At 71.5% G+C, this 20,332-nt stretch carries 18 protein-coding genes and 1 other RNA gene; 15 read left to right on the forward strand and 4 right to left on the reverse strand.

The window, feature by feature from the left end; all coding sequences use genetic code 11:
- Nucleotides 1-284: 284 nt before the first annotated feature.
- The 4 genes from ACIQCZ_RS06790 to ACIQCZ_RS06805 all read left to right on the forward strand — a co-directional run bounded on the left by ACIQCZ_RS06790 (nt 285) and on the right by ACIQCZ_RS06805 (nt 5,988).
- Nucleotides 285-1,937: a protein kinase gene (locus tag ACIQCZ_RS06790; RefSeq protein WP_402280318.1), complete on the forward strand. Its 1,653-nt coding sequence runs from the start codon at nt 285-287 to the stop codon at nt 1,935-1,937.
- Nucleotides 1,938-2,118: 181 nt separating this feature from the next.
- Nucleotides 2,119-3,354 carry a serine/threonine-protein kinase gene (locus tag ACIQCZ_RS06795; RefSeq protein ID WP_402280320.1) on the forward strand — a complete coding sequence of 412 codons (1,236 nt, stop codon included), beginning with the start codon at nt 2,119-2,121 and terminating at the stop codon, nt 3,352-3,354.
- Between the two features lie 162 nt (nt 3,355-3,516).
- Nucleotides 3,517-4,623, forward strand: a complete 1,107-nt coding sequence (gene prfB, locus ACIQCZ_RS06800) for a peptide chain release factor 2 (protein ID WP_072489181.1) — start codon at nt 3,517-3,519, stop codon at nt 4,621-4,623.
- Between the two features lie 438 nt (nt 4,624-5,061).
- Nucleotides 5,062-5,988, forward strand: coding sequence for a hypothetical protein (locus ACIQCZ_RS06805; RefSeq protein ID WP_402280322.1), 927 nt, complete (start codon nt 5,062-5,064; stop codon nt 5,986-5,988).
- A 108-nt stretch (nt 5,989-6,096) separates the two neighbouring features.
- On the opposite strand, the gene ACIQCZ_RS06810 is transcribed toward ACIQCZ_RS06805, so the two are convergent.
- Nucleotides 6,097-6,297: a hypothetical protein gene (locus ACIQCZ_RS06810; RefSeq protein ID WP_351073547.1), complete on the reverse strand. Its 201-nt coding sequence runs from the start codon at nt 6,295-6,297 to the stop codon at nt 6,097-6,099.
- A gap of 269 nt (nt 6,298-6,566) precedes the next feature.
- On the opposite strand from ACIQCZ_RS06810, the gene ftsE reads away from it, so the two are divergent.
- The 5 genes from ftsE (at nt 6,567) to ssrA (ending at nt 10,448) form a co-directional block, all read left to right on the forward strand.
- Entirely contained in the window at nt 6,567-7,256 is a 690-nt protein-coding gene (ftsE, locus tag ACIQCZ_RS06815; protein ID WP_148018939.1) for a cell division ATP-binding protein FtsE, read from the forward strand.
- A gap of 23 nt (nt 7,257-7,279) precedes the next feature.
- Entirely contained in the window at nt 7,280-8,197 is a 918-nt protein-coding gene (ftsX, locus tag ACIQCZ_RS06820) for a permease-like cell division protein FtsX (RefSeq protein ID WP_376223121.1), read from the forward strand.
- A 67-nt stretch (nt 8,198-8,264) separates the two neighbouring features.
- Nucleotides 8,265-9,452 (forward strand): S41 family peptidase, encoded by a 1,188-nt coding sequence (locus tag ACIQCZ_RS06825; protein ID WP_402280325.1) that lies wholly within the window; start codon nt 8,265-8,267, stop codon nt 9,450-9,452.
- 18 nt (nt 9,453-9,470) lie between these two features.
- The gene (smpB, locus tag ACIQCZ_RS06830) at nt 9,471-9,959 is read left to right on the forward strand and encodes an SsrA-binding protein SmpB (RefSeq protein ID WP_351073540.1); all 489 of its coding nucleotides are present in this window, start codon (nt 9,471-9,473) and stop codon (nt 9,957-9,959) included.
- Between the two features lie 119 nt (nt 9,960-10,078).
- Nucleotides 10,079-10,448, forward strand: a transfer-messenger RNA (tmRNA) gene (gene ssrA, locus ACIQCZ_RS06835).
- Nucleotides 10,449-10,526: 78 nt separating this feature from the next.
- Here ssrA and ACIQCZ_RS06840 read toward each other — a convergent pair.
- A complete protein-coding gene (locus ACIQCZ_RS06840; RefSeq protein ID WP_402280327.1) occupies nt 10,527-11,786 on the reverse strand; it encodes an MFS transporter in 1,260 nt (419 codons plus the stop codon).
- A gap of 83 nt (nt 11,787-11,869) precedes the next feature.
- On the opposite strand from ACIQCZ_RS06840, the gene ACIQCZ_RS06845 reads away from it, so the two are divergent.
- The gene (locus tag ACIQCZ_RS06845; RefSeq protein WP_402280329.1) at nt 11,870-12,868 is read left to right on the forward strand and encodes a LysR family transcriptional regulator; all 999 of its coding nucleotides are present in this window, start codon (nt 11,870-11,872) and stop codon (nt 12,866-12,868) included.
- A 390-nt stretch (nt 12,869-13,258) separates the two neighbouring features.
- Nucleotides 13,259-14,401: a uroporphyrinogen-III synthase gene (locus tag ACIQCZ_RS06850; protein ID WP_402281243.1), complete on the forward strand. Its 1,143-nt coding sequence runs from the start codon at nt 13,259-13,261 to the stop codon at nt 14,399-14,401.
- Here ACIQCZ_RS06850 and ACIQCZ_RS06855 read toward each other — a convergent pair.
- Complete coding sequence (locus tag ACIQCZ_RS06855; RefSeq protein ID WP_402280331.1) at nt 14,350-14,928, reverse strand: DUF1772 domain-containing protein; 579 nt, start codon at nt 14,926-14,928, stop codon at nt 14,350-14,352. The two genes, ACIQCZ_RS06850 and ACIQCZ_RS06855, sit on opposite strands and share 52 nt — an antisense overlap.
- Before the next feature lie 229 nt (nt 14,929-15,157).
- Here ACIQCZ_RS06855 and ACIQCZ_RS06860 point away from each other — a divergent pair, with 229 nt between their 5' ends.
- Together ACIQCZ_RS06860 and ACIQCZ_RS06865 are read left to right on the forward strand one after the other, a co-directional pair.
- A complete protein-coding gene (locus ACIQCZ_RS06860) occupies nt 15,158-15,535 on the forward strand; it encodes a DUF4259 domain-containing protein (RefSeq protein ID WP_402280332.1) in 378 nt (125 codons plus the stop codon).
- Between the two features lie 31 nt (nt 15,536-15,566).
- On the forward strand, nt 15,567-16,133 hold the full coding sequence (locus ACIQCZ_RS06865) for a GNAT family N-acetyltransferase (protein WP_402280333.1): 567 nt from the start codon (nt 15,567-15,569) through the stop codon (nt 16,131-16,133).
- Nucleotides 16,134-16,233: 100 nt separating this feature from the next.
- Here ACIQCZ_RS06865 and ACIQCZ_RS06870 read toward each other — a convergent pair whose 3' ends face one another.
- A complete protein-coding gene (locus ACIQCZ_RS06870) occupies nt 16,234-16,788 on the reverse strand; it encodes a GNAT family N-acetyltransferase (RefSeq protein ID WP_402280335.1) in 555 nt (184 codons plus the stop codon).
- A gap of 121 nt (nt 16,789-16,909) precedes the next feature.
- Here ACIQCZ_RS06870 and ACIQCZ_RS06875 point away from each other — a divergent pair, with 121 nt between their 5' ends.
- Together ACIQCZ_RS06875 and ACIQCZ_RS06880 are read left to right on the forward strand one after the other, a co-directional pair.
- Entirely contained in the window at nt 16,910-17,614 is a 705-nt protein-coding gene (locus ACIQCZ_RS06875) for a CGNR zinc finger domain-containing protein (RefSeq protein ID WP_402280336.1), read from the forward strand.
- A gap of 103 nt (nt 17,615-17,717) precedes the next feature.
- On the forward strand, nt 17,718-20,132 hold the full coding sequence (locus ACIQCZ_RS06880) for a HelD family protein (RefSeq protein ID WP_402280338.1): 2,415 nt from the start codon (nt 17,718-17,720) through the stop codon (nt 20,130-20,132).
- Nucleotides 20,133-20,332 lie beyond the last annotated feature (200 nt).

Genomic DNA, 20,332 nt, shown 5'->3' on the forward strand with positions numbered 1-20,332 from the left:
GGCAACCATCGGCCCGATGTGAGCGTCTTGTTCCGCGACCGGTCCGATATCTCCCCGGGAGACATCCGGGCCCGATGGGCGCAACCGGCGACGATCACCGGGCGGACCGGTTCGACCCCGCCGGCAGTCCCGCGCCCGGACCGCGGTCCGTCGTGCGGGCCGGGCGCCGCACGGCAGCCCTCCGGGCGGCGACGGCAGTTTGACGACAGGCCCTAGAGTGGGCCGGAACTCCCGGGCCGATCCGGGAGCACCGCAAGCACCACGATCAGCAGGGAGCGCATGACGTGCGGCCGGTAGGCAGCAAGTACCTGCTCGAGGAGCCGCTGGGACGCGGCGCCACGGGCACCGTCTGGCGTGCCCGCCAGCGGGAGGCCGCAGGCGCCGAGGCGGCCGTGGCCGGCCAGCCCGGCGAGACCGTGGCGATCAAGGTCCTGAAGGAGGAGCTCGCCAACGACGCGGACGTCGTGATGCGATTCCTGCGCGAGCGCTCCGTGCTGCTCCGGCTCACCCACGAGAACATCGTGCGCACCCGGGACCTGGTCGTCGAGGGCGATCTCCTCGCCCTCGTCATGGATCTGGTCGACGGCCCCGACCTGCACCGCTACCTCCGCGAGAACGGCCCGCTCACCCCGGTCGCCGCCGCGCTGCTCACCGCCCAGATCGCGGACGCGCTCGCCGCCAGCCACGCCGACGGCGTCGTCCACCGCGACCTGAAGCCCGCCAACGTCCTGCTCGACGAGCGCGACGGCCGGATGCGCCCGATGCTCACCGACTTCGGCATCGCGCGACTGGCCGACTCCCCGGGCCTCACCCGCACCCATGAGTTCGTCGGCACGCCCGCCTATGTGGCGCCCGAGTCCGCCGAGGGCCGCCCGCAGACCTCCGCCGTCGACATCTACGGCGCCGGCATCCTGCTGTACGAGCTGGTCACCGGCCGCCCGCCGTTCTCCGGCGGCACCGCTCTCGAAGTCCTGCACCGGCACCTCAGCGAGGAGCCCCGCCGCCCCACCACCGTCCCGGCCCCGCTGTGGACGGTCATAGAGCGCTGCTTGAGCAAGGACCCCGACCGGCGGCCCAGCGCCGAGAACCTGGCCCGCGGCCTGCGCGTCGTCGCGGACGGGATCGGCGTGCACGCCAGTTCCGCCCAGATCGCCGCGGCCGACGGCGTGGGCGCCCTGCTCGCACCCGACCCGGCGCCCGCGGCCGTTCCGCAGACGCCCGGCGCGGCCGACCCGACGCAGGTGCTGCCGAGCAACGCGGGCTCGTACGATCCGAACGCCGCGACCAGCGTCATGCAGCACGCCCCCGGTCAGGGCCCGGGCGGGCACGCCGACCCGACCTCGGTCATGCCGCCCGTACCGCCGCGCCCGGACGGCGCTCCGCAGTCCGAGGACCCGCACCCCTGGCAGTCCCAGCTCCAGGCGGCCCGCGACCGCAACGAGCAGACACAGGTCCAGCACCTCGACCCGAACCAGGACCCGCTGCGCCGCCGCCCCCAGCGGCCCCAGCCGCAGCAACGACAGCAGCCGCAGCAGTACCAGCAGCCGCAGCAGCAGTACCCCCAGCCCCAGCGGCAGCAGTATCAGCCGCAGCACCAGCCCCAACAGCAGCACCAGCCCCAACAGCAGTACCAGCGGCAGCAGTACGCGCCCCCGCAGCCGCCGCCGCCCCAGCAGCCTGCCCCGAGGCAGCCCCGCGAGCCCAGGCAGCGCAGCGCCAACCCGATGAGGATCCCCGGACTCGGCTGCCTCAAGGGCTGCCTGTTCACGCTGGTCCTGCTCTTCGTCGCGGGCTGGCTGATCTGGGAACTGACCCCGCTGCAGGACTGGATCGGCCAGGGCAAGAGCTACTGGCAGGCGATCAGTGACACCGTCTCCACCGTGACCGACTGGGTCTCGAAGCTGGGTGGCGGGAGCAGCGGCAGCAGCGGTTCCTGAGCAGCCGACGCATCATCAACTCTGTAGCCAAATCGACTTCTGCGGGCCAGTTTCCATCTCATTTCGCCCGCAGAAGTGAGGGTTGGCGCCATCCCGGGCACTCAACACCCCGATCGACGCGTAACTTTGTCGACCGGGGGTCATGAGCGACGGTCCATCGCCAGCCGCTGAGGGAGCAGTCTTGGCACGGAATATCGGCAGCCGGTACACCGCCCACCAGATCCTGGGGCGCGGCAGCGCCGGCACGGTGTGGCTCGGCGAGGGGCCCGAGGGCCCGGTGGCCATCAAGCTGCTCCGCGAGGACCTCGCGTCCGATCAGGAGCTCGTGGGCCGCTTCGTCCAGGAGCGCACCGCGCTGCTCGGACTGGACCATCCCCATGTCGTCGCCGTCCGCGACCTCGTGGTGGACGGCAACGACCTGGCACTGGTCATGAACCTGGTCCGCGGCACGGACCTGCGCACCCGCCTCGACCGTGAACGCCGCCTCGCCCCCGAGGCCGCCGTCGCGATCATCGCGGACGTCGCCGACGGCCTGGCCGCCGCGCACGCCGCCGGGGTGGTCCACCGTGACGTCAAGCCGGAGAACATCCTGCTCGACATGGAGGGCCCGCTCGGCCCCGGCGGCTCGCACCCCGCGCTGCTCACCGACTTCGGCGTGGCCAAACTGATCGACACCCCGCGCCGCACCAAGGCCAGCAAGATCATCGGCACGCCGGACTATCTGGCCCCCGAGATAGTCGAGGGCCTCCCGCCCCGTGCCGCTGTGGACATCTACGCCCTCGCCACGGTCCTGTACGAACTCCTCGCCGGCTTCACGCCCTTCGGCGGCGGACACCCCGGCGCGGTCCTGCGCCGCCACGTCACGGAGACGGTCGTCCCGCTCCCGGGCATCCCCGAGGAGCTCTGGCAGCTCCTGGTCCAGTGCCTGGCCAAGGCCCCGGCCTCCCGGCTGCGCGCCTCCGAGCTGGCGGCCCGGCTGCGCGAGCAGCTCCCGCAGCTGGCCGGCATCCCGCCGCTCGACGTGGACGAGCCGGACGCCGAACCGGAGCCCCGGACGTACGACGAGCAGCAGTACACCCCGCCCGAGGAGCCCCGCCGCCGCGGCGCGGTCCCGCTGGTCCCCGGATCGTCCACCGACTCCAACCGCGACACCCACACGAGCATGCGTGTCCCGGCCCCCGACGAACTCTCCGGCGGTCCCCGGGGCACGGCCAGGGCCCCGCGTGCTCCGGGCAGGCCCCGACCCGGCTCGGCCCGCAACAAGTCCGCGGCGGTCCGCAAGCGCCGTCTGACGCTGGGCGCCGCGGCGCTGGTGCTGGTGGTCGCCCTCGGCATCGGCGGCTGGCTGGCGCTGGGCGACGACGGCACGAACGCGCCCGCACAGGACACGAAGAACTCGGCGCCGGGAACGCCCTGACCGGAGCGCCCCCACGGGGCGGTTCCCGACGGTTTCCGGAGCCGGGCGGCGCCCTCGGCGGCCCTCGGCGGCAGGGGCCGCGGACGCTCCGCGCACCCGGTCGCCGAGTCGTGATCATGCGGCCCGAGGAATGTCCGCGCCGACAGCCGTTACGCTGGACCCGTGGCAGTCGTCGATATTTCCGAAGAGCTGAAGTCCCTCTCCTCGACCATGGGGTCGATCGAGGCCGTCCTGGACCTGGATGCGCTGAGGGCGGACATCGCCGCGCTTGAGGAGCAGGCGGCCGCGCCCTCCCTCTGGGACGACCCGGAGGCGGCGCAGAAAATCACCAGCAAGCTTTCGCACCTCCAGGCCGAGGTCCGCAAGACCGAGGCCCTCCGCGGCCGGATCGACGATCTTGAGGTCCTCTTCGAGCTCGCCCAGGACGAGGGCGACGCCGATGCCCTCGCCGAGGCCGAGTCCGAGCTGGAGTCGGTCAGGAAGGCGCTGGACGAGATGGAGGTCCGTACGCTCCTCTCCGGCGAGTACGACGCCCGCGAGGCCCTGGTCAACATCCGGGCCGAGGCCGGTGGCGTCGACGCCGCCGACTTCGCCGAGAAGCTCCAGCGCATGTACATCCGCTGGGCCGAGCGGCACGGCTACAAGACCGAGGTCTACGAGACGTCGTACGCGGAAGAGGCCGGCATCAAGTCGACCACCTTCGCCGTCCAGGTGCCGTACGCCTACGGCACGCTCTCCGTCGAGCAGGGCACCCACCGGCTCGTCCGGATCTCGCCCTTCGACAACCAGGGCCGTCGCCAGACGTCCTTCGCGGGTGTCGAGGTGCTGCCCGTGGTCGAGCAGACCGACCACATCGAGATCGACGAGTCCGAGCTCCGCGTCGACGTGTACCGCTCGTCGGGTCCGGGCGGTCAGGGCGTCAACACCACGGACTCCGCGGTGCGCCTGACCCACCTCCCGACCGGCATCGTCGTCTCCTGCCAGAACGAGCGCTCGCAGATCCAGAACAAGGCGTCCGCGATGAACGTCCTCCAGGCGAAGCTCCTTGAGCGCCGCCGCCAGGAGGAGCAGGCCAAGATGGACGCCCTCAAGGGCGACGGCGGCAACTCCTGGGGCAACCAGATGCGGTCGTACGTCCTGCACCCGTACCAGATGGTCAAGGACCTGCGTACGGAGTTCGAGATGGGCAACCCGGAAGCGGTCTTCAACGGCGAGATCGACGGCTTCCTGGAGGCGGGCATCCGCTGGCGCAAGCAGCGGGAGAAGTAGGCGGGCCGCAGGGGCCTGTTCCTGTCCTGTTCCTCGCCTCTGTTTCTTGCCTCTGTTTCTTGCCTCTGTTTCTTGCGGTGGTGCCGGAATCCCCGAGGGTTCCGGCACCACCGTTTTCGTCGGGGGCGGTACGGAGCTGCTCCGAAAGGGAGTTGGGCCTCCGAGTTGCGCAGACGCCGTGGCGAGTGCGTCACAGTCGTGATTCTGAATGACGGTCAACTGCGAGCAAACCGGCTCACATTGCCCGGAACGGCCTTGACGTAGTCCTTAACTCTGGACAGGGTGCTAGGGCAGCATGCGTATGTCTGGGACGGGTGTGAACGGGGGCGGGCGGTATGGCCACGACTCGATGTGGCGCCGTTCGGAGCGAACCCCGCAGAGCCGGGGCCCGCATATGGCTGCTCCACTGACGAGAACAGCTACTGGGGGTAGCAGCAGATGACCAAGAAGACGCGAGTACGCGTCGCGCGGATAGCCGCGGGTGCGGTGATCGCCGCGGGCGCCTCGCTCACCGCTGCCGGAGTGGCATCGGCCGTCGGCGTCGACGTTGCCGGGCTGTCGGCCAACGCTCACGTCGACGAATCCGGTCTGGGGATCGACGCCGGCCTCAACGGGCCGTCGGGCGAGTCCCAGGGCGGCACCGAGGGCGGCGACCCGGGCGGCGTCGACCAGGGCGGCACCACGCAGGGTGGCGACCAGGGTGGCGCGGGCGACCAGGGTGGTGCCGGTGACCAGGGTGGCGCGGGCAACCAGGGTGGCGCTGGTGACCAGGGTGGCGCGGGCGACCAGGGTGGTGCCGGTGACCAGGGTGGCGCGGGCGACCAGGGTGGTGCCGGTGACCAGGGTGGCGCGGGCAACCAGGGTGGTGCCGGTGACCAGGGTGGCGCGGGCAACCAGGGTGGCGCCGGTGACCAGGGTGGCGCGGGCAACCAGGGTGGCGCCGGTGACCAGGGTGGCGCGGGCAACCAGGGTGGCGCGGGCAACCAGGGTGGTGCCGGTGACCAGGGTGGCGCGGGCCACCAGGGCGGCACCTCCGGTAACGGTGGTACCTCCGGTAACGGTGGCACTTCCGGTAACGGCGGTACCTCCGGCAACGGCGGTACCTCCGGTAACGCCTCCTCCGGCACCACCGGTGGCGACACCAACACCTGCACCGTCGACCTCGACGGTGCGAAGTGCGCGGACAACACCACCCCCGACTCGGCGGGCAACCAGCCGGTCGAGCAGGGCAAGGGCAAGGACGAGCTCGCCGAGACCGGTGCCGCCGAGACCACGTTCCTGCTGGTCGGCGCCGCGACGATGATCGCCGGAGGCGTCGGCTTCCGGATCCTGCCGCGCCTGATGAACGGCCGTACGGTCGCCTAAGGGCCAGGTGCGCACAGAGGGGCCCGGGATGCCGACAGGCATCCCGGGCCCCTCCGCGTACACATACACGCCCTCACGGGCGGACGGCCTCGACCGCGCGCTCCGGTGCTAGACGCTCTGGTGCGCCAGCAGTGCCAGCGCCCCCAGCAGCACCACGAGCAGGGCCACCAGCGTCACGGGGCTCAGTCCCGCGAAGATTCCCTGCCCTTGTTCCTGCTGCAGCCGCTCACGGCTGGCCCGGCACACGGGGCAGCGGCCCTCGTTCACGGGCGCCGCGCAGTTTGCGCACACCAGTCGGTCATAGGTCATGCGCTTTCCTCCTCCCGCGCGGCGGAGCCGCATACGCCTTCACTCCGCACAACGCTCATGGAAACGCATCCGTTCCCCCTCCCACTGTGCCAGCTCGCGCGGATTTCGGCGCGGCCCGCCGGACATCGCCCGATCTGTACTGCTTCGGCCTCGCTGTCGACCGGTGCCGTTCCGCCATAAAACACCCATCCCCGGACGCGCGCCTGCACGCCTCAGTCCGCTTCGCGTATGGTCACGCACACCTACTCCCGGCCGACCGTGGTGCATCCGTGATCCGATTCGACAACGTCTCCAAGACCTACCCGAAGCAGAGCCGTCCCGCTCTACGGGATGTGTCTCTCGATATCGAGAAGGGCGAGTTCGTCTTCCTGGTGGGCTCCTCCGGCTCCGGCAAGTCCACCTTCATGCGACTCATCCTCCGTGAAGAGCGCGCCAGTCAGGGCATGGTTCATGTTCTGGGCAAGGACCTCGCGCGCATGTCCAACTGGAAGGTGCCGCACATGCGCCGCCAGCTGGGCACGGTGTTCCAGGACTTCCGCCTCCTCCCCAACAAGACCGTCGCGGAGAACGTGGCGTTCGCGCAGGAGGTCATCGGCAAGCCGCGCGGTGAGATCCGCAAGGCGGTGCCACAGGTTCTCGACCTGGTCGGCCTCGGCGGCAAGGAGGACCGGATGCCCGGCGAACTCTCCGGTGGTGAGCAGCAGCGAGTGGCGATCGCGCGGGCGTTCGTGAACCGCCCCATGCTGCTGATCGCGGACGAACCGACCGGCAACCTCGACCCGCAGACCTCCGTGGGCATCATGAAGCTGCTGGACCGGATCAACCGCACCGGTACCACCGTGATCATGGCGACCCACGACCAGAACATCGTCGACCAGATGCGCAAGCGCGTCATCGAGCTGGAGAAGGGCCGTCTCGTACGCGACCAGGCCCGCGGCGTCTACGGCTACCAGCACTGAGCATCGAGCACTGAAAGGACGCCATGCGCGCCCAGTTCGTCCTGTCGGAGATCGGCGTCGGCCTCCGTCGCAACCTCACGATGACCTTCGCCGTCGTCGTCTCCGTCGCCCTCTCGCTCGCCCTGTTCGGCGGCGCGCTGCTCATGCGCGAGCAGGTCAGCACGATGAAGGACTACTGGTACGACAAGGTCAACGTCTCGATCTTCCTCTGCAGCAAGAGCGATGTGACCTCCACGCCCAAGTGCGCCAAGGGTGCCGTCACCACGGAGCAGAAGAAGGAGATCGAGGCCGATCTCCACAAGATGGACGCGGTCCAGACGGTCACGTACGAGTCGGCCGACCAGGCGTACAAGCACTACCAGCAGCAGTTCGGCGACTCGCCCATGGCGAGCAACATCACGCCGGACCAGATGCAGGAGTCGTTCCGGGTCAAGCTCCACGACCCGAAGAAGTACAAGGTCGTCGCCACCGCCTTCGCCGGCCGCGACGGAGTGCAGTCCGTCCAGGACCAGAGATCCATCCTGGACAACCTCTTCCAGCTGATGAACGGCATGAACGTGGCCGCCCTCTTCGTGATGGCGCTGATGCTGGTCATCGCGTTGATGCTGATCGTCAACACCGTCCGGGTGTCCGCGTTCAGCCGACGGCGTGAAACCGGCATCATGCGGCTCGTCGGCGCCTCCGGCTTCTACATCCAGATGCCGTTCATCATGGAGGCCGCGTTCGCCGGACTTCTCGGCGGCGTGCTCGCCTGCGTCATGCTGCTGGCCGGCCGGTACTTCCTGATCGACGGTGGCCTGGCGCTGCAGAGCAAGCTCAATCTGATCGACTTCATCGGCTGGGACGCGGTCTTCACCAAGCTGCCCCTGGTCCTGGCGATCGGTCTGCTGATGCCCGCCGTTGCCGCTCTCTTCGCGCTCCGCAAGTACCTGAAGGTGTGACAAGCGCCCCTGCGGTGCACGGTCAACCGGCCGTGCGCCGCAGGGGCGTTGTCCTAGACTCGACGCCATGTCGGGTCCCACGCAGTGTTTCGGGCCCCGCGGTGTGCGCCGCGGGGCGGCCCTGACCTTGGTCTTCGCGAGCGTGCTGGCCACCGCCGCGGCCACCGACTCCCTGCCGCGCGACGGTGCGAAGTCCTCGGAGCCGGTGACCCGTTCCGTCGCCGCCACCCTCGACGGCGACGAGGTGGCCGCCGCCGCCGCGCGGGCCGTTGCCGACGGCAAGTCCGGCAAGAAGGCGGCCGAGGAAGCCGTCAGCCGCAGCGGCGACCGCTGGGGCGCGGTCTATGACGAGCGGCAGTACGAGGAGTTCGAGCAGGCCCTCGACGGTTCGTACACCGGCGTCGGGATCTCCGCCAAGCGCTCCGCCGACGGACTGGTCGAGGTGGCCCGGGTCCAGCCCGGCGGCCCCGCCGAGCGGGCCGGCATCGAGCCGGGTGACCTGCTCCGTACCGTCGACGGCCGTCGGGTCGACAAGCGCCCCGTCTCCGAGGTCGTCGCCCTGCTGCGCGGAGACCGTACGGAGGCGGCCGTCGGCACCACCGTCGTCCTGGGGGTCCAGCGGGGAGCCGCGTTGCGGACCGAGACCTTGCGGCGGGCCGAACTCACCACCGAGGCCGTCACCGTGCGACGGATCGGACCGGGCCGTTCCGATCCCTCCGCAGCTGTGCTGATCGAGGTCGACTCGTTCACCAGGGGCTCGGGCGCGAAGGTCCGTGACGCGGTCCGGGACGCACCGGCGCGCGCCGGGGTGCTCCTCGATCTCCGGGGCAACTCCGGCGGCCTGGTCAGCGAGGCCGTCACCGCCGCCTCCGCGTTCCTGGACGGCGGCCTGGTCGCCACGTACGACGTGCACGGCGAGCAGCGCGCGCTCTACGCGCAGCCGGGCGGCGACACCGTCCGCCCCCTCGTCGTCCTCGTGGACGGCGGCACGATGAGCGCGGCCGAGCTCCTCACCGGCGCGCTCCAGGACCGGGGCCGTGCCGTCACCGTCGGATCGCGCACCTTCGGCAAGGGTTCGGTGCAGATGCCCAGCAAGCTCCCGGGCGGTTCGGTGGCCGAGCTGACCGTCGGCCACTACCGCACCCCGGCGGGCCGAGGGGTCGACGGCCGCGGCATCACCCCGGACCTCGCGGTCGGCTCCGGGGCCGAGCGGCGGGCCGAGACAGTATTGAGTGGCCTCGGGGGTGGGTCGTAGTGCGAAAATGGCCGCACTATGGCTAAGGAAAAGGACACCGGGCGCAAGCTCATCGCGCAGAACAAGAAGGCGCGGCACGACTACCACATCCTCGACACCTACGAGTGCGGTCTCGTACTCATGGGCACCGAGGTCAAATCGCTGCGGCTGGGCCGGGCCTCGCTCGTGGACGGCTTCGTCCAGATCGACGGCGGCGAGGCATGGCTGCACAACATCCACGTCCCGGAGTACGTGCAGGGGACCTGGACCAACCACTCGGCCAAGCGGAAGCGCAAGCTGCTGATGCACCGGGCGGAGATCGACAAGCTGGAGTCGAAGTCCGGCGAGACGGGGCACACGATCGTGCCGCTCGCGCTGTACTTCAAGGACGGCCGGGTGAAGGTCGAGATCGCGCTCGCCAAGGGCAAGAAGGAGTACGACAAGCGGCAGACCCTGCGCGAGAAGCAGGACCTGCGGGAGACCAACCGTGCGATCTCGGCAGCGCGCCGGCGCCAGCGCAGCGCGTAGCCGCGAGCGTGCGTGCGGAGCCGGCGGCGGCTCGCAGGAATAGGCTGGCATCGTCGTGCGTTGGTCACGTACGATGGCACTGCACTCCACAGCGGGTGCATACATTGAAAAAACAACATGGGGATGATCGGTTTCGACAGCGGATGTCGAAGCAGGGGAAGCGTGTCGAGGAAGCGGCAATGATCTCGTAAACCATATGTCGCAACCAATAATCGCCAACACCAAGCGCGATTCCTTCGCCCTCGCTGCCTAAGTAGCGACTTGCGAAGTGTCAGCCCGGGGGTGATCCCGACCCGGATCCTGGCATCATCAAGGGATCTAAACTTCTAGACCCGGTCACGGGGCCTGGAAGGAAATCAAACAGTGACTGAGCCCGTCGGAGACTTGTTCGCGTGATCTCCGGGGCCGAGAAAATCGCAGCGGACTGCACACGGAGAAGCCCTGATTCTGCACCGTTGGACGCGGGTTCGATTCCCGCCATCTCCACAATTCCCATGTGAACGAGGACCCCGTTGCCCACCGGCGACGGGGTCCTCGTTCTTGTGCCCGGAGTTCTGCCGCCCGGCGTCAGCTCCGGGGGGCGCGGACCCCGGCCCCCGCGACGATCAGCGCCAGCCCCGCCGCGCACATCGGTACGGCATAGCCGGTCACCTGCCCCGTGTGCTCCACCATCCAGCCGCCGGTCGCCGACCCCACGGCGATCCCGCCCAGCAGTGCGGTCACGGCAAGGGTCATGCCCTCGTTCAACTGGCCCTCGGGGGTGAGGCGTTGCACCAGCGTCATCCCGGTGACCATGGTGGGGGCGGTGGCGGCACCGGCCAGCAGCAGTGCGCCGGCGAGGGCGAGCAGCGAATCGGTCGCGGAGGCGGCGAGCAGCGGCAGGGACATCAGCGCCGTCATGCCCGCCAGGCAGCCCAGCAGCCGGCGCCGGATGTCCGCGGCCGGGCGAAGTGATCCGTACCACAGCCCCGCCACGCATGATCCGGCTGCCTGGAGGGCCAGGATCGCACCCCCGGCGTGGGCGATCGTGACGACCTCCATCGCGCCGAAGACCGCTCCGGTGGCCAGGAAGGCGGCGAGCAGGGCCGGCATGCCGGAGGCGCGGAGCGGGGAACCCGCGTGGGTACGGGGCGCCACCGGCGGTTCGGTGGCGCGCTGGGCGGCGAAGATCAGCACGCCGGTCATCAGCAGGATCGCCCCGACGAGTGTTCCGGCCTCCGGGAAGAGTGCCGCGCACAGCAGGGCGGCGAGGGCCGGGCCGAGCATGAAGCAGAGCTCGTCGACGGCCTGTTCGAAGGAGTTCGCGGTGTGCAGGGCGGCCGGGTCGCCCCGGTGCAGATGGGCCCAGCGGGCTCGGGACATCCCGCCGGTGTTGGGGGTGGTGGCGGTCGCGGCGTAGGAGGCGAAGAGCGTCCAGACCGGGGCGCCGTAGTGCACACAGAGCAGCAGGGCGATCGACCCGAGAGCGGCGATCGCGGTGGCGGGCACGGCGACCCTGGCCTGCCCGTACCGGTCGACGAGCCGGGCCGTCCAGGGTGCGACCACCGCCGTCGCGGCGAGACCGGTCGCGGTGACGGCACCGGCCAGGGCGTAGGAGCCGTGCGAACCGGCGATCATGATCACCGCGCTGACGCTGAACATACCCATGGGCACCCGGGCGAGAAGGTTACCGGCCGTGAACGCACGCGCGCCCGGGGTGGCGAGCAGCCTGCGGTAGGGATTGGCGGACGCGGGCCGGGCGGGGGCTGTCGCACGCGGGGCGATGACCAGCAGGTCTCCGGAGACGGCGAGCAGGGGGGCGGCGGACGGGGTTCTCTCGTACGGCATGGCTCAACCCTCGGTGCGCGCGGCCCACGCGGTCCAACACCTTCTCCGTACCGATTGACGCACCTCTGTTGTAAATTCTCGCCATGGCTTCCTCCGCCGACATGGGCGCCCCGACGCATCCCCATACCGACGCCCGGCTGCTCCGTGCCTTTGTCGCCGTGGCCGAGGAACTGCACTTCACCCGTGCCGCGGCCCGGCTCTACCTCGCCCAGCAGGCGCTGAGCCGGGACATCCGCCGCCTGGAACGCGAACTGGGTGCGGAGCTGTTCGTACGGACCACGCGGCAGGTCTCCCTCACCGCCGACGGCGAACGGCTCCTCCCGTACGCCCGGCGGGTGCTGGAGGCGCACGCCGATCTTGCCGCGGCCTTCACCGACCCCGCTGCCCGGCCGCTCTTCGTCGACCTCAACACCGACGGCATGACGGCCGCCCGGGTCCTCGCCCGCGCGCGGGAACTGGCTCCGGGGTGCGAGCTGATGGCGCGCTTCGAGAGCGGACTCACCTGGGCCGCCGGGGAGATCCTCGCCGGTCGGATCGATGTCTCCTTCGGCCGGGCCGCCGGACTCGACCCCGCGGTCCGGGCCCGGCTCGGCCTCCAGCCGGTGCGGTACGAGCCGATGGCCGTGCTGCTCCCGGTCGATCACCGTCTTGCCGCGCGTGAGGCCGTCGCGCTGGACGACCTGGCCGGTGAGACCGTCTACGCGGGCGCCGGGAACCCGCGCACCACGGAGTGGACGGACCTCGCCCGGCTGCTCTTCGCCGAGTGGGGGATCGAACTGGCACCACCCGTACCGCTCGCGATCGGTGTGGCCGAATTCCAACGGGTCACGGCCAAGTCGGGGTATCCGGTGCTGTGCATGGTCGACTTTCCGCCGTTGCCGGGCACCGTGATGCGTCCGCTGGTCCGGCCCGTACCGATCTCCCCGCTCCTGCTGGTCTGGCGCAAGGGGCTGCGTCACCCCGGCCTCGACGCCCTGCGCGAAGCCGCGGCCCGACTGGGTTCCGAGGAGGGCTGGATGGTGCGTCCCGAGGGGAGCTGGCTGCCGGAACCCGACGCGTCGCTCATGGCGGGGCACGCCTGATCCAGGCGTCCGGAAGACGGATCACGGAACGGCGGATCACGGAACGGCGGATCACGGGACGGCGGATCATGGGACGGCGGATCATGGAAGCGGTCCGGACGGCGGCGGGACAAAGGGACGGCGGGACAAAGGCCGGAGCGGCACGGGTCCGGGGCGGCGGAGGGACGGTATACCTTCGCCGGCCCGCATCCGGCCCGCATCCGGCCGGCGCCCGCCCCGCCGAGCCCCGGCTCGGCCGCGTCGTGTGCGGGCGAGGTGCGATCATGACCGTCCGATGTCATGCGACGTAACGGGCGGGAAATACGAGTGAACCAGGTCTGTCACGCACCGTTGGCAGGCTCGGCCCTCGGCATCATCGGGCAGCAGCGGGACGAGAGCCGGGTAGACCACATGCACCAGGGCGAACAGCACGGGCCACTCACGGGCTTCACCGTCGGGGTCACCGCCGCACGCCGCGCGGAGGAGCTCGGCACACTGCTGGAGCGACGGGGGGCGGCCGTCGTGTACGCGCCCGCCCTGCGGATCGTGCCGCTCGCCGACGACGGCGAACTCCTCGCCGCCACCCGTCACATCGTCGACTCCGCCCCCGACGCGGTCGTCGCCACCACCGCGGTCGGCTTCCGGGGCTGGATCGAGGCCGCCGACGGCTGGGGTCTCGGCGGCCGGCTGCTGGAGACCCTGCGCGGCGCCGAACTGCTGGCCCGCGGCCCCAAGGTCAAGGGCGCCGTCCGGGCCGCCGGGCTGACCGAGACGTGGTCCCCCGCCTCGGAGTCCATGGCGGAGGTGCTGGACCGGCTCCTCGACGAGGGGGTGGCAGGCCGCCGCATCGCGCTCCAACTGCACGGCGAACCCCTCCCCGGCTTCATCGAGCCCCTCCGCGCGGCGGGGGCCGAGGTCGTCGCCGTACCCGTCTACCGCTGGGTGGACCCCGAGGACATCGCCCCGCTCGACCGGATGCTCGACATCACCCTGGCCCGGGGCCTGGACGCCCTCACCTTCACCAGCGCTCCCGCCGCCGCCTCGCTGCTCCGCCGGGCGGAGAAGCGCGGGCTGCTCCCGGAACTTCTGGGCGCGCTGCGGGACGACGTTCTCGTGGCCTGCGTCGGGCCGGTCACCGCCGTTCCGCTGCGGGCCCGCGGGATCGGTACCGTCCAGCCGGAGCGCTTCCGGCTGGCGCCGCTCGTTCAGCTGCTCTGCCATGAACTCCCCGCCCGAGTGGGCGCGTTGCCGGTGGCCGGACATCGGGTCGAGATCCGCGGTCATGCCGTGATCGTCGACGGCCGACCGCGCCCGGTGCCGCCCGCCGGCATGGCCCTGCTCCACGCCCTGGCCCGTCGGCCGGGCTGGGTGGTGGCCCGCGCCGATCTGCTGCGCGCACTGCCCGGCAGCGGCACCGACGAACACGCGGTGGAGACGGCCGTGGCGAGGCTGCGTACGGCGCTGGGCGAGCCCCGGCTCATCCAGACGGTCGTCAAACGCGGCTACCGGCTGGCACTGGACCCGGTGGGGGACAGCGAGTACGAGGATTCCTGAGAACCTCGCGGATGGCTGCGAGCCGTCAGGAACAGGGCACGAAGGAGCAGGGCGAGAGCAGCGGTGCACAGGACGGCCCGGACGGCGTTCCAGGCCACCCAGGCACCCTCGAAGCTCTCGCGCACGGCTGCGGGGTCGGCGATCCGTGCCGGATTCCCGGCGTGCGCGAGGGCGTTGTTCAACGGGACATTGACGCCCGAGGTGAGCAGGAAGGCGACGGCGTACACGGCGAGGGCGGCGAAGATCCACAGGCGCGGACCGGGGGACCGGCGCTGCTGCCAGGCGGCGACCGCCGTGAGGATCAGCGCCCCGAAGAATCCGGCGAAGAAGACCGGGTTCTCGATCACGTCGTTGATGTTCTGCATGACCTCGATGAAGGTCCGGTCGTCGCTGCGCCCGAGGGCCGGCATGACCGCGCAGGAGAACACGTAGAACGTGCCCGCGACCAGTCCGGTGGCGACGGCGGCACCGCCGAGCACGAGGTGCTGCGGGGTGCGGGAGGGGCGCATGGGCCGAGTGGTTGTCATGTCTCCCAGTGAAGTGGCGAGGAGGGTCCCGCTCCATCGCTCAGGCGCGCAGCTCCATACGCGGGCGTCCAGGCCCGCACGGCGCTCGCGCGCCGCCCTCCGTCGCAAGGGCGGCTCGCCGGAACGGCGCCCGTTGCCGCCGGTGGGGTCTGCCGGGCGGAACCCGGCCGTTGTCAGTGCGGCTTGCTAGAACGGTCGCAGGCACGGAACGACGACCGGAGGGGGCCTTGTGGGTACCTGGGGCAGTGGGAATTTCGACGACGACACGGCGGCGGATCATCTGTCGGGCATCACCGGGCGGCTCGTCTCGGAGATCGAGGAGGCCATGGCCGGCGACCCGGCCGGCCTGGAGCCCGACGAGTACTGGGGCGTCGCCGTGCCGTGCAACGTCGAGCTGCTGTGTCTGATCGCCGAGCAGCACTACGTCGGCGCCACGGTGCCCGGGGCGGCGGTGGTCGAGCGCTGGGAGAAGACCTTCATGGACGTGTGGGAACGGACCATCGACGGTCTCGAACCCGAACCGGAGTACAAGGAGAAGCGGCGGGCGGAGCTGATCGGCACCTTCGACCGGCTGAGGGCTGTCCTGTCCGCGCGGGAAACGGCGTGACCGTGTGACGGGGCCGGGATAGCGTGACGGGATGATCGATGACATCCACCGGCTCGACGCGGACATACGGCTGCGTCCCGCCACCCCGGCCGACGCCGCCTCCCTCGCCGTGTCCCTGACCCGCAGTCGTGCGTACATGAGCCGCTGGGAGCCCGTGCGGCCCGACGCCTTCTACACCGAGCAGGGACAGCGGGAACGGCTGGCCGGAATGCTCGCGGACCGTGACGCGGGGCGGGCGATGCCGTGGGTGCTCGCCGACGAACAGGACCGCGCGGTGGGCGGGTTCAACCTCACCGGCATCGTGCTCGGGCCGTTCCACAGCGGAATCCTCGGTTACTGGGTCGATGTCGAGCACGCGGGCCGCGGCCTGGCCACGGCCGCCGTGGAGCGGGTCTGCGAGGTGGCCAGGGACGATCTGCGGCTGCACCGGGTCGAGGCCGGGACGGTGCTGGACAACGAGGCCTCGCAGCGGGTGCTCGCCAAGTGCGGCTTCGAGCAGTACGGCATGGCCCCGCGCTATCTGCACATCAACGGCGAGTGGCGCGACCACCGGCTGTTCCAGCGGATTCTGCACGACGGTCCGTCGCCGACGGGGTGACGGCCCCGGGCGGACCGACCGGCGGTGATCTCGGACCGGCATCGTTCCACCGGGCGGGCGTGGGAGCAGAGGGAGCCCGCCCGGCGACGGGACGGAACGGCTACCCGACGTGCCCGGTGCGCAGCCGCACATGCCGGTGTCCGTCGCGCGGCCACGGCGGACGCGCGGGGAGGACCTCCGCGAAGCCGTAACCGCTCTTCTCAGCGACCCGGCAGGACGCGTCGTTGCCCACCTGGTGCAACAGGTCCAGCCGCACGAGACCGTCCCCGGCGAACGCTTCGAACGCCCAGTCGGTGAGCGCCCCGAGCGCTCGCGGGGCGACCCCGCGGCCGCGCGCCCGTGCCGTCGTCCAGTAGCCGACCTCCGCGCCGGCGGAGCCCGGTGCGGGGTACTTGAGCGCCACGTTGCCGACCAGCTCGTCGTCGAGATCGCGATCGATCACCGCGAAACTGAAGCGGCTGCCGGATTCCCGGCCCTCCTGCTGCACCCGCAGCCAGTGCCGTGCCTCCGCCTCGTCCGTGACCAGCACGCGCAGCATGGCGCGCATCGCGGGATCGCGGTACGCCTCGATCAGGGCCGCCATGTCCTCGGGCAGCCAGGGCCGGAGGAGGAGTGGCCCGGCCTCCGGAGTGGCGGTACGGGGGTCGTTGTCCATCGGGACACCGTACGGGCCCCGGTCGCCGCGGACCCGTGCGGCGGCAGGGGTTCCGGGGTGGACGCCCGAGGGGCACCCTGGGGGAGACCCCGATCGGAGACCCCGAGGCGGTGACCTACGCATGGCGGCGGGCAAGAGCTCGTACGACTGGCGGTTCGACTCCGGGCGCCCCTGCCTGGACCTGGTGGCAACAGGGATCGGCACCTCCGGCGCCTGCGAACTGCTCGACGGCGCCGAGCGGCTCGCCGACTGGCTGGTGGCCACGGGACTCGTGCCGAGCGGCACCCACCTCGGCGCGGTGGACGACACCTGGGTGGCGCGCTTCCGGCAGTTGAGGGCCGGCGTGGAGCACCTGCTGACCGCCGAGCTCGCCGGCCGCAGAGCCGAGAGCGCCCTGGCACGGGTCAACGCGCTCGCCGCAACCGCCCCTCCGGGACTCCGGGCCGTACGCGGCGGGAGCGGCACGCTGGTACGGGCCCTGAGCACCGATCCCGAATGCGGGGCGCTGCTGGCCGCCGTGGCCCGAGACGTCGTGGAGCTGTTGACCGACCCGGTGGCCCGGGCCGGGCTGCGCCGCTGCGAGGGCGACAACTGCCGTCGGCTCTATCTGGACACCTCACGGGGCCGCCGACGCCGCTGGTGCTCCAGCGAGGTGTGCGGAAACCGGGAGCGGGTGGCCCGCCACCGGCGCAGAGCGGCCGCGGTGGCGCTCATGGACGCGGGTGCGGCCGGGGGCACGGGCGGGTCGAGGGACGCGGGCACGGCCGGGGACGCGGGCACGGAGGCCGGCACTCCCGCGGTGCCGGACGCGGGGGCCGATGCCTGATCGAAATCCCCGCGAGTCATTTCGCTACGCGCGGCAGGTGCGCGGCGGGCCCCCCTTCGCATAGGGTTGACGGCTGCCCAATGCACGTCAGAAGGGGGCCTCGGTGGCCGCGCAGGATGCCGCTGTCGATTCGTTGCGGGACCGGGAAATCGGTGTCGAGCAGGAACATCTCGACCGTGTCTACGACCGTCTCGAAGAGAAGATCCACGAGGCGGAATTTCTCATGGACGACGCCGTCAAGCGCGGCCAGGTCGGTACCCCGGGCGCGCTCGCGGAGCGCGACGCCCAGGTGTTCCGGGCCGGAATCCACCTCAACCGGCTGAACAGCGAGTTCGAGGACTTCCTCTTCGGAAGGATCGATCTGCTGCTCGGCAAGGACGGCGAACGCGGCCCGGACGGCGCGTACACCTCCGTCGAGCCGGCCGACGACGCCGTACGCGAGGACGATTCCGCCGACATCGCCGAGACGCTGCACATCGGCCGCATCGGCGTCCTCGACTCCGACTACGCGCCGCTGGTCATCGACTGGCGCGCACCGGCCGCCGCGCCGTTCTACCGGTCGACGCCGAAGGAACCGGGCCGGGTGGTGCGCCGCAGGGTCATCCGTTCCAAGGGCCGCAGGGTGCTCGGGGTCGAGGACGACCTGATGCGCCCCGAGCTGACCGCGTACCTGGGTGGCGACAGGCTTCCCGTCATCGGCGACGGCGCCCTGATGGCGGCGCTCGGCCAGGCCCGCAGCCACACGATGCGCGACATCGTCTCCTCCATCCAGGCGGAGCAGGACCTGGTGATCCGGGCACCCGCCGCCTCCGTCACCGAGGTCTCGGGCGGTCCGGGCACCGGCAAGACCGCCGTCGCCCTGCACCGTGCCGCCTATCTCCTCTACCAGGACCGGCGGCGGTACGCGGGCGGCATCCTCGTCGTCTCACCGACCCCGCTCCTGGTCGCGTACACCGAGGGTGTGCTGCCCTCGCTGGGCGAGGAGGGGCAGGTCGCGATCCGCGCGGTCGGCTCGCTCTCCGACGAGGCGGCCGGCGTCGAGGGCGCCACCACGTACGACGAACCCGCCGTCGCCCGGATCAAGGGCTCCTCCCGGATGCTCCAGGTGCTGCGCAAGGCGGCACGCGGGGCACTGGAGCAGCCCGGCACCCCTCGCAGGGCCCCGGAGCAGGACGGCCAGCTGTCCTTCGGCGACGAGGCCGACGGAACCGACGGAATCGACAGAACCGACGGAACCGACCGGACCCCGGGCACCCCGACCCGGCTGCGGGTCGTCGCGTTCGGCGCCCGTGTCGAGCTGAACGCGGACGAACTGCACCGCATCCGGCAGGCCGTGCTCGGCGGCACCGCTCCGGTCAACCTGTTGCGCCCGCGCGCCCGCAGAATGCTCCTGGACGCCCTCTGGAACAAGTCCTCCGGCCGGGGCCGCTACACCGACCCCGAACTGGCCGCGGAGCTGCGCTCCTCCTTCGACGAGGACGTCTCCACCGAGACCCCCTTCCTCGACTTCCTGAACGCCTGGTGGCCCGAACTCACCCCGCGCGGGGTGCTCGCCGCGATGGCGGACGAGAAGCGGCTCGGCCGCTGGGCGCGCCGGGTCCTCAACCAGGGTGAGGTGCGCCGCTTCGCCCGCTCGCTGAAGCGGCTCGACAGCGAGGGGAACGGGCCGCTCTCCGTGCACGACGTGGCGATCCTCGACGAGCTGCAGACGCTGCTGGGCACCCCGCACCGGCCGAAGAAGAAGCGCGATCTCGACCCGCTGGACCAGCTCTCCGGTCTGGAGGAGCTGATGCCGCAGCGCGAGGAGACCCAGCGCGAGCGCGCCGAGCGGCTGGCCGCGGAGCGTACGGAGTACGCGCACGTCATCGTCGACGAGGCGCAGGACCTCACGCCCATGCAGTGGCGCATGGTCGGCCGTCGCGGCCGGCACGCCACCTGGACGATCGTCGGAGACCCGGCGCAGTCCTCCTGGTCCGATCCGGACGAGGCCGCCCGCGCGCGCGACGAGGCGCTCGGCAACCGTCCGCGCCGCCGCTTCACCCTCACGGTCAACTACCGCAACCCGGCGGAGATCGCCGAGCTGGCCTCGAAGGTCCTGGCGCTGGCGATGCCCGGCATGGAGTCACCGGCCGCGGTCCGCTCCACCGGCGTGAAGCCGCGCTTCGAGACCGTACGGGACGGCGATCTGGCCGCCTCGGTGCGCGAGGAGGCACGGCGGCTGCTGGCCGAGGTGGACGGCACGGTGGGTGTGGTCGTCGCGATGAACCGCCGGGCCCAGGCCCGCGACTGGCTCGCCGAGCTCGGCGAGCGGGTGGTGGCGCTGGGCAGCCTGGAGGCGAAGGGCCTTGAGTACGACGCCACGGTGGTCGTCTCGCCCGCGGAGATCGCGGACGAGTCCCCGGCGGGCCTGCGGGTGCTGTACGTGGCGCTGACGCGTGCGACGCAGCAGCTCACGGTGGTCTCCGGGAAGCGGGACCTGCCGGACGAGGACGGTGTCCCGGACCTGTTGAGGGACTGACAGGGCGGCCCCGGACCCGGACCCGGACCCGGCACCGGGCACGGCCCCGGACCCGGACCGGGACCCGGCACCGGGCGCGCTGAGGGGGACCGGGCGACGGCGTCGTCCCGCGCCTGCTGAGCGACTGGACGGGCGGGCGCGGGCACCGCCGGGCGAGCGGATTTCCGAATCGACCCGTACTCCGGGAATCACTTCTGCGG

The sequence above is a fragment of the Streptomyces sp. NPDC093149 genome (assembly GCF_044754145.1).
GTDB lineage: Bacteria > Actinomycetota > Actinomycetes > Streptomycetales > Streptomycetaceae > Streptomyces.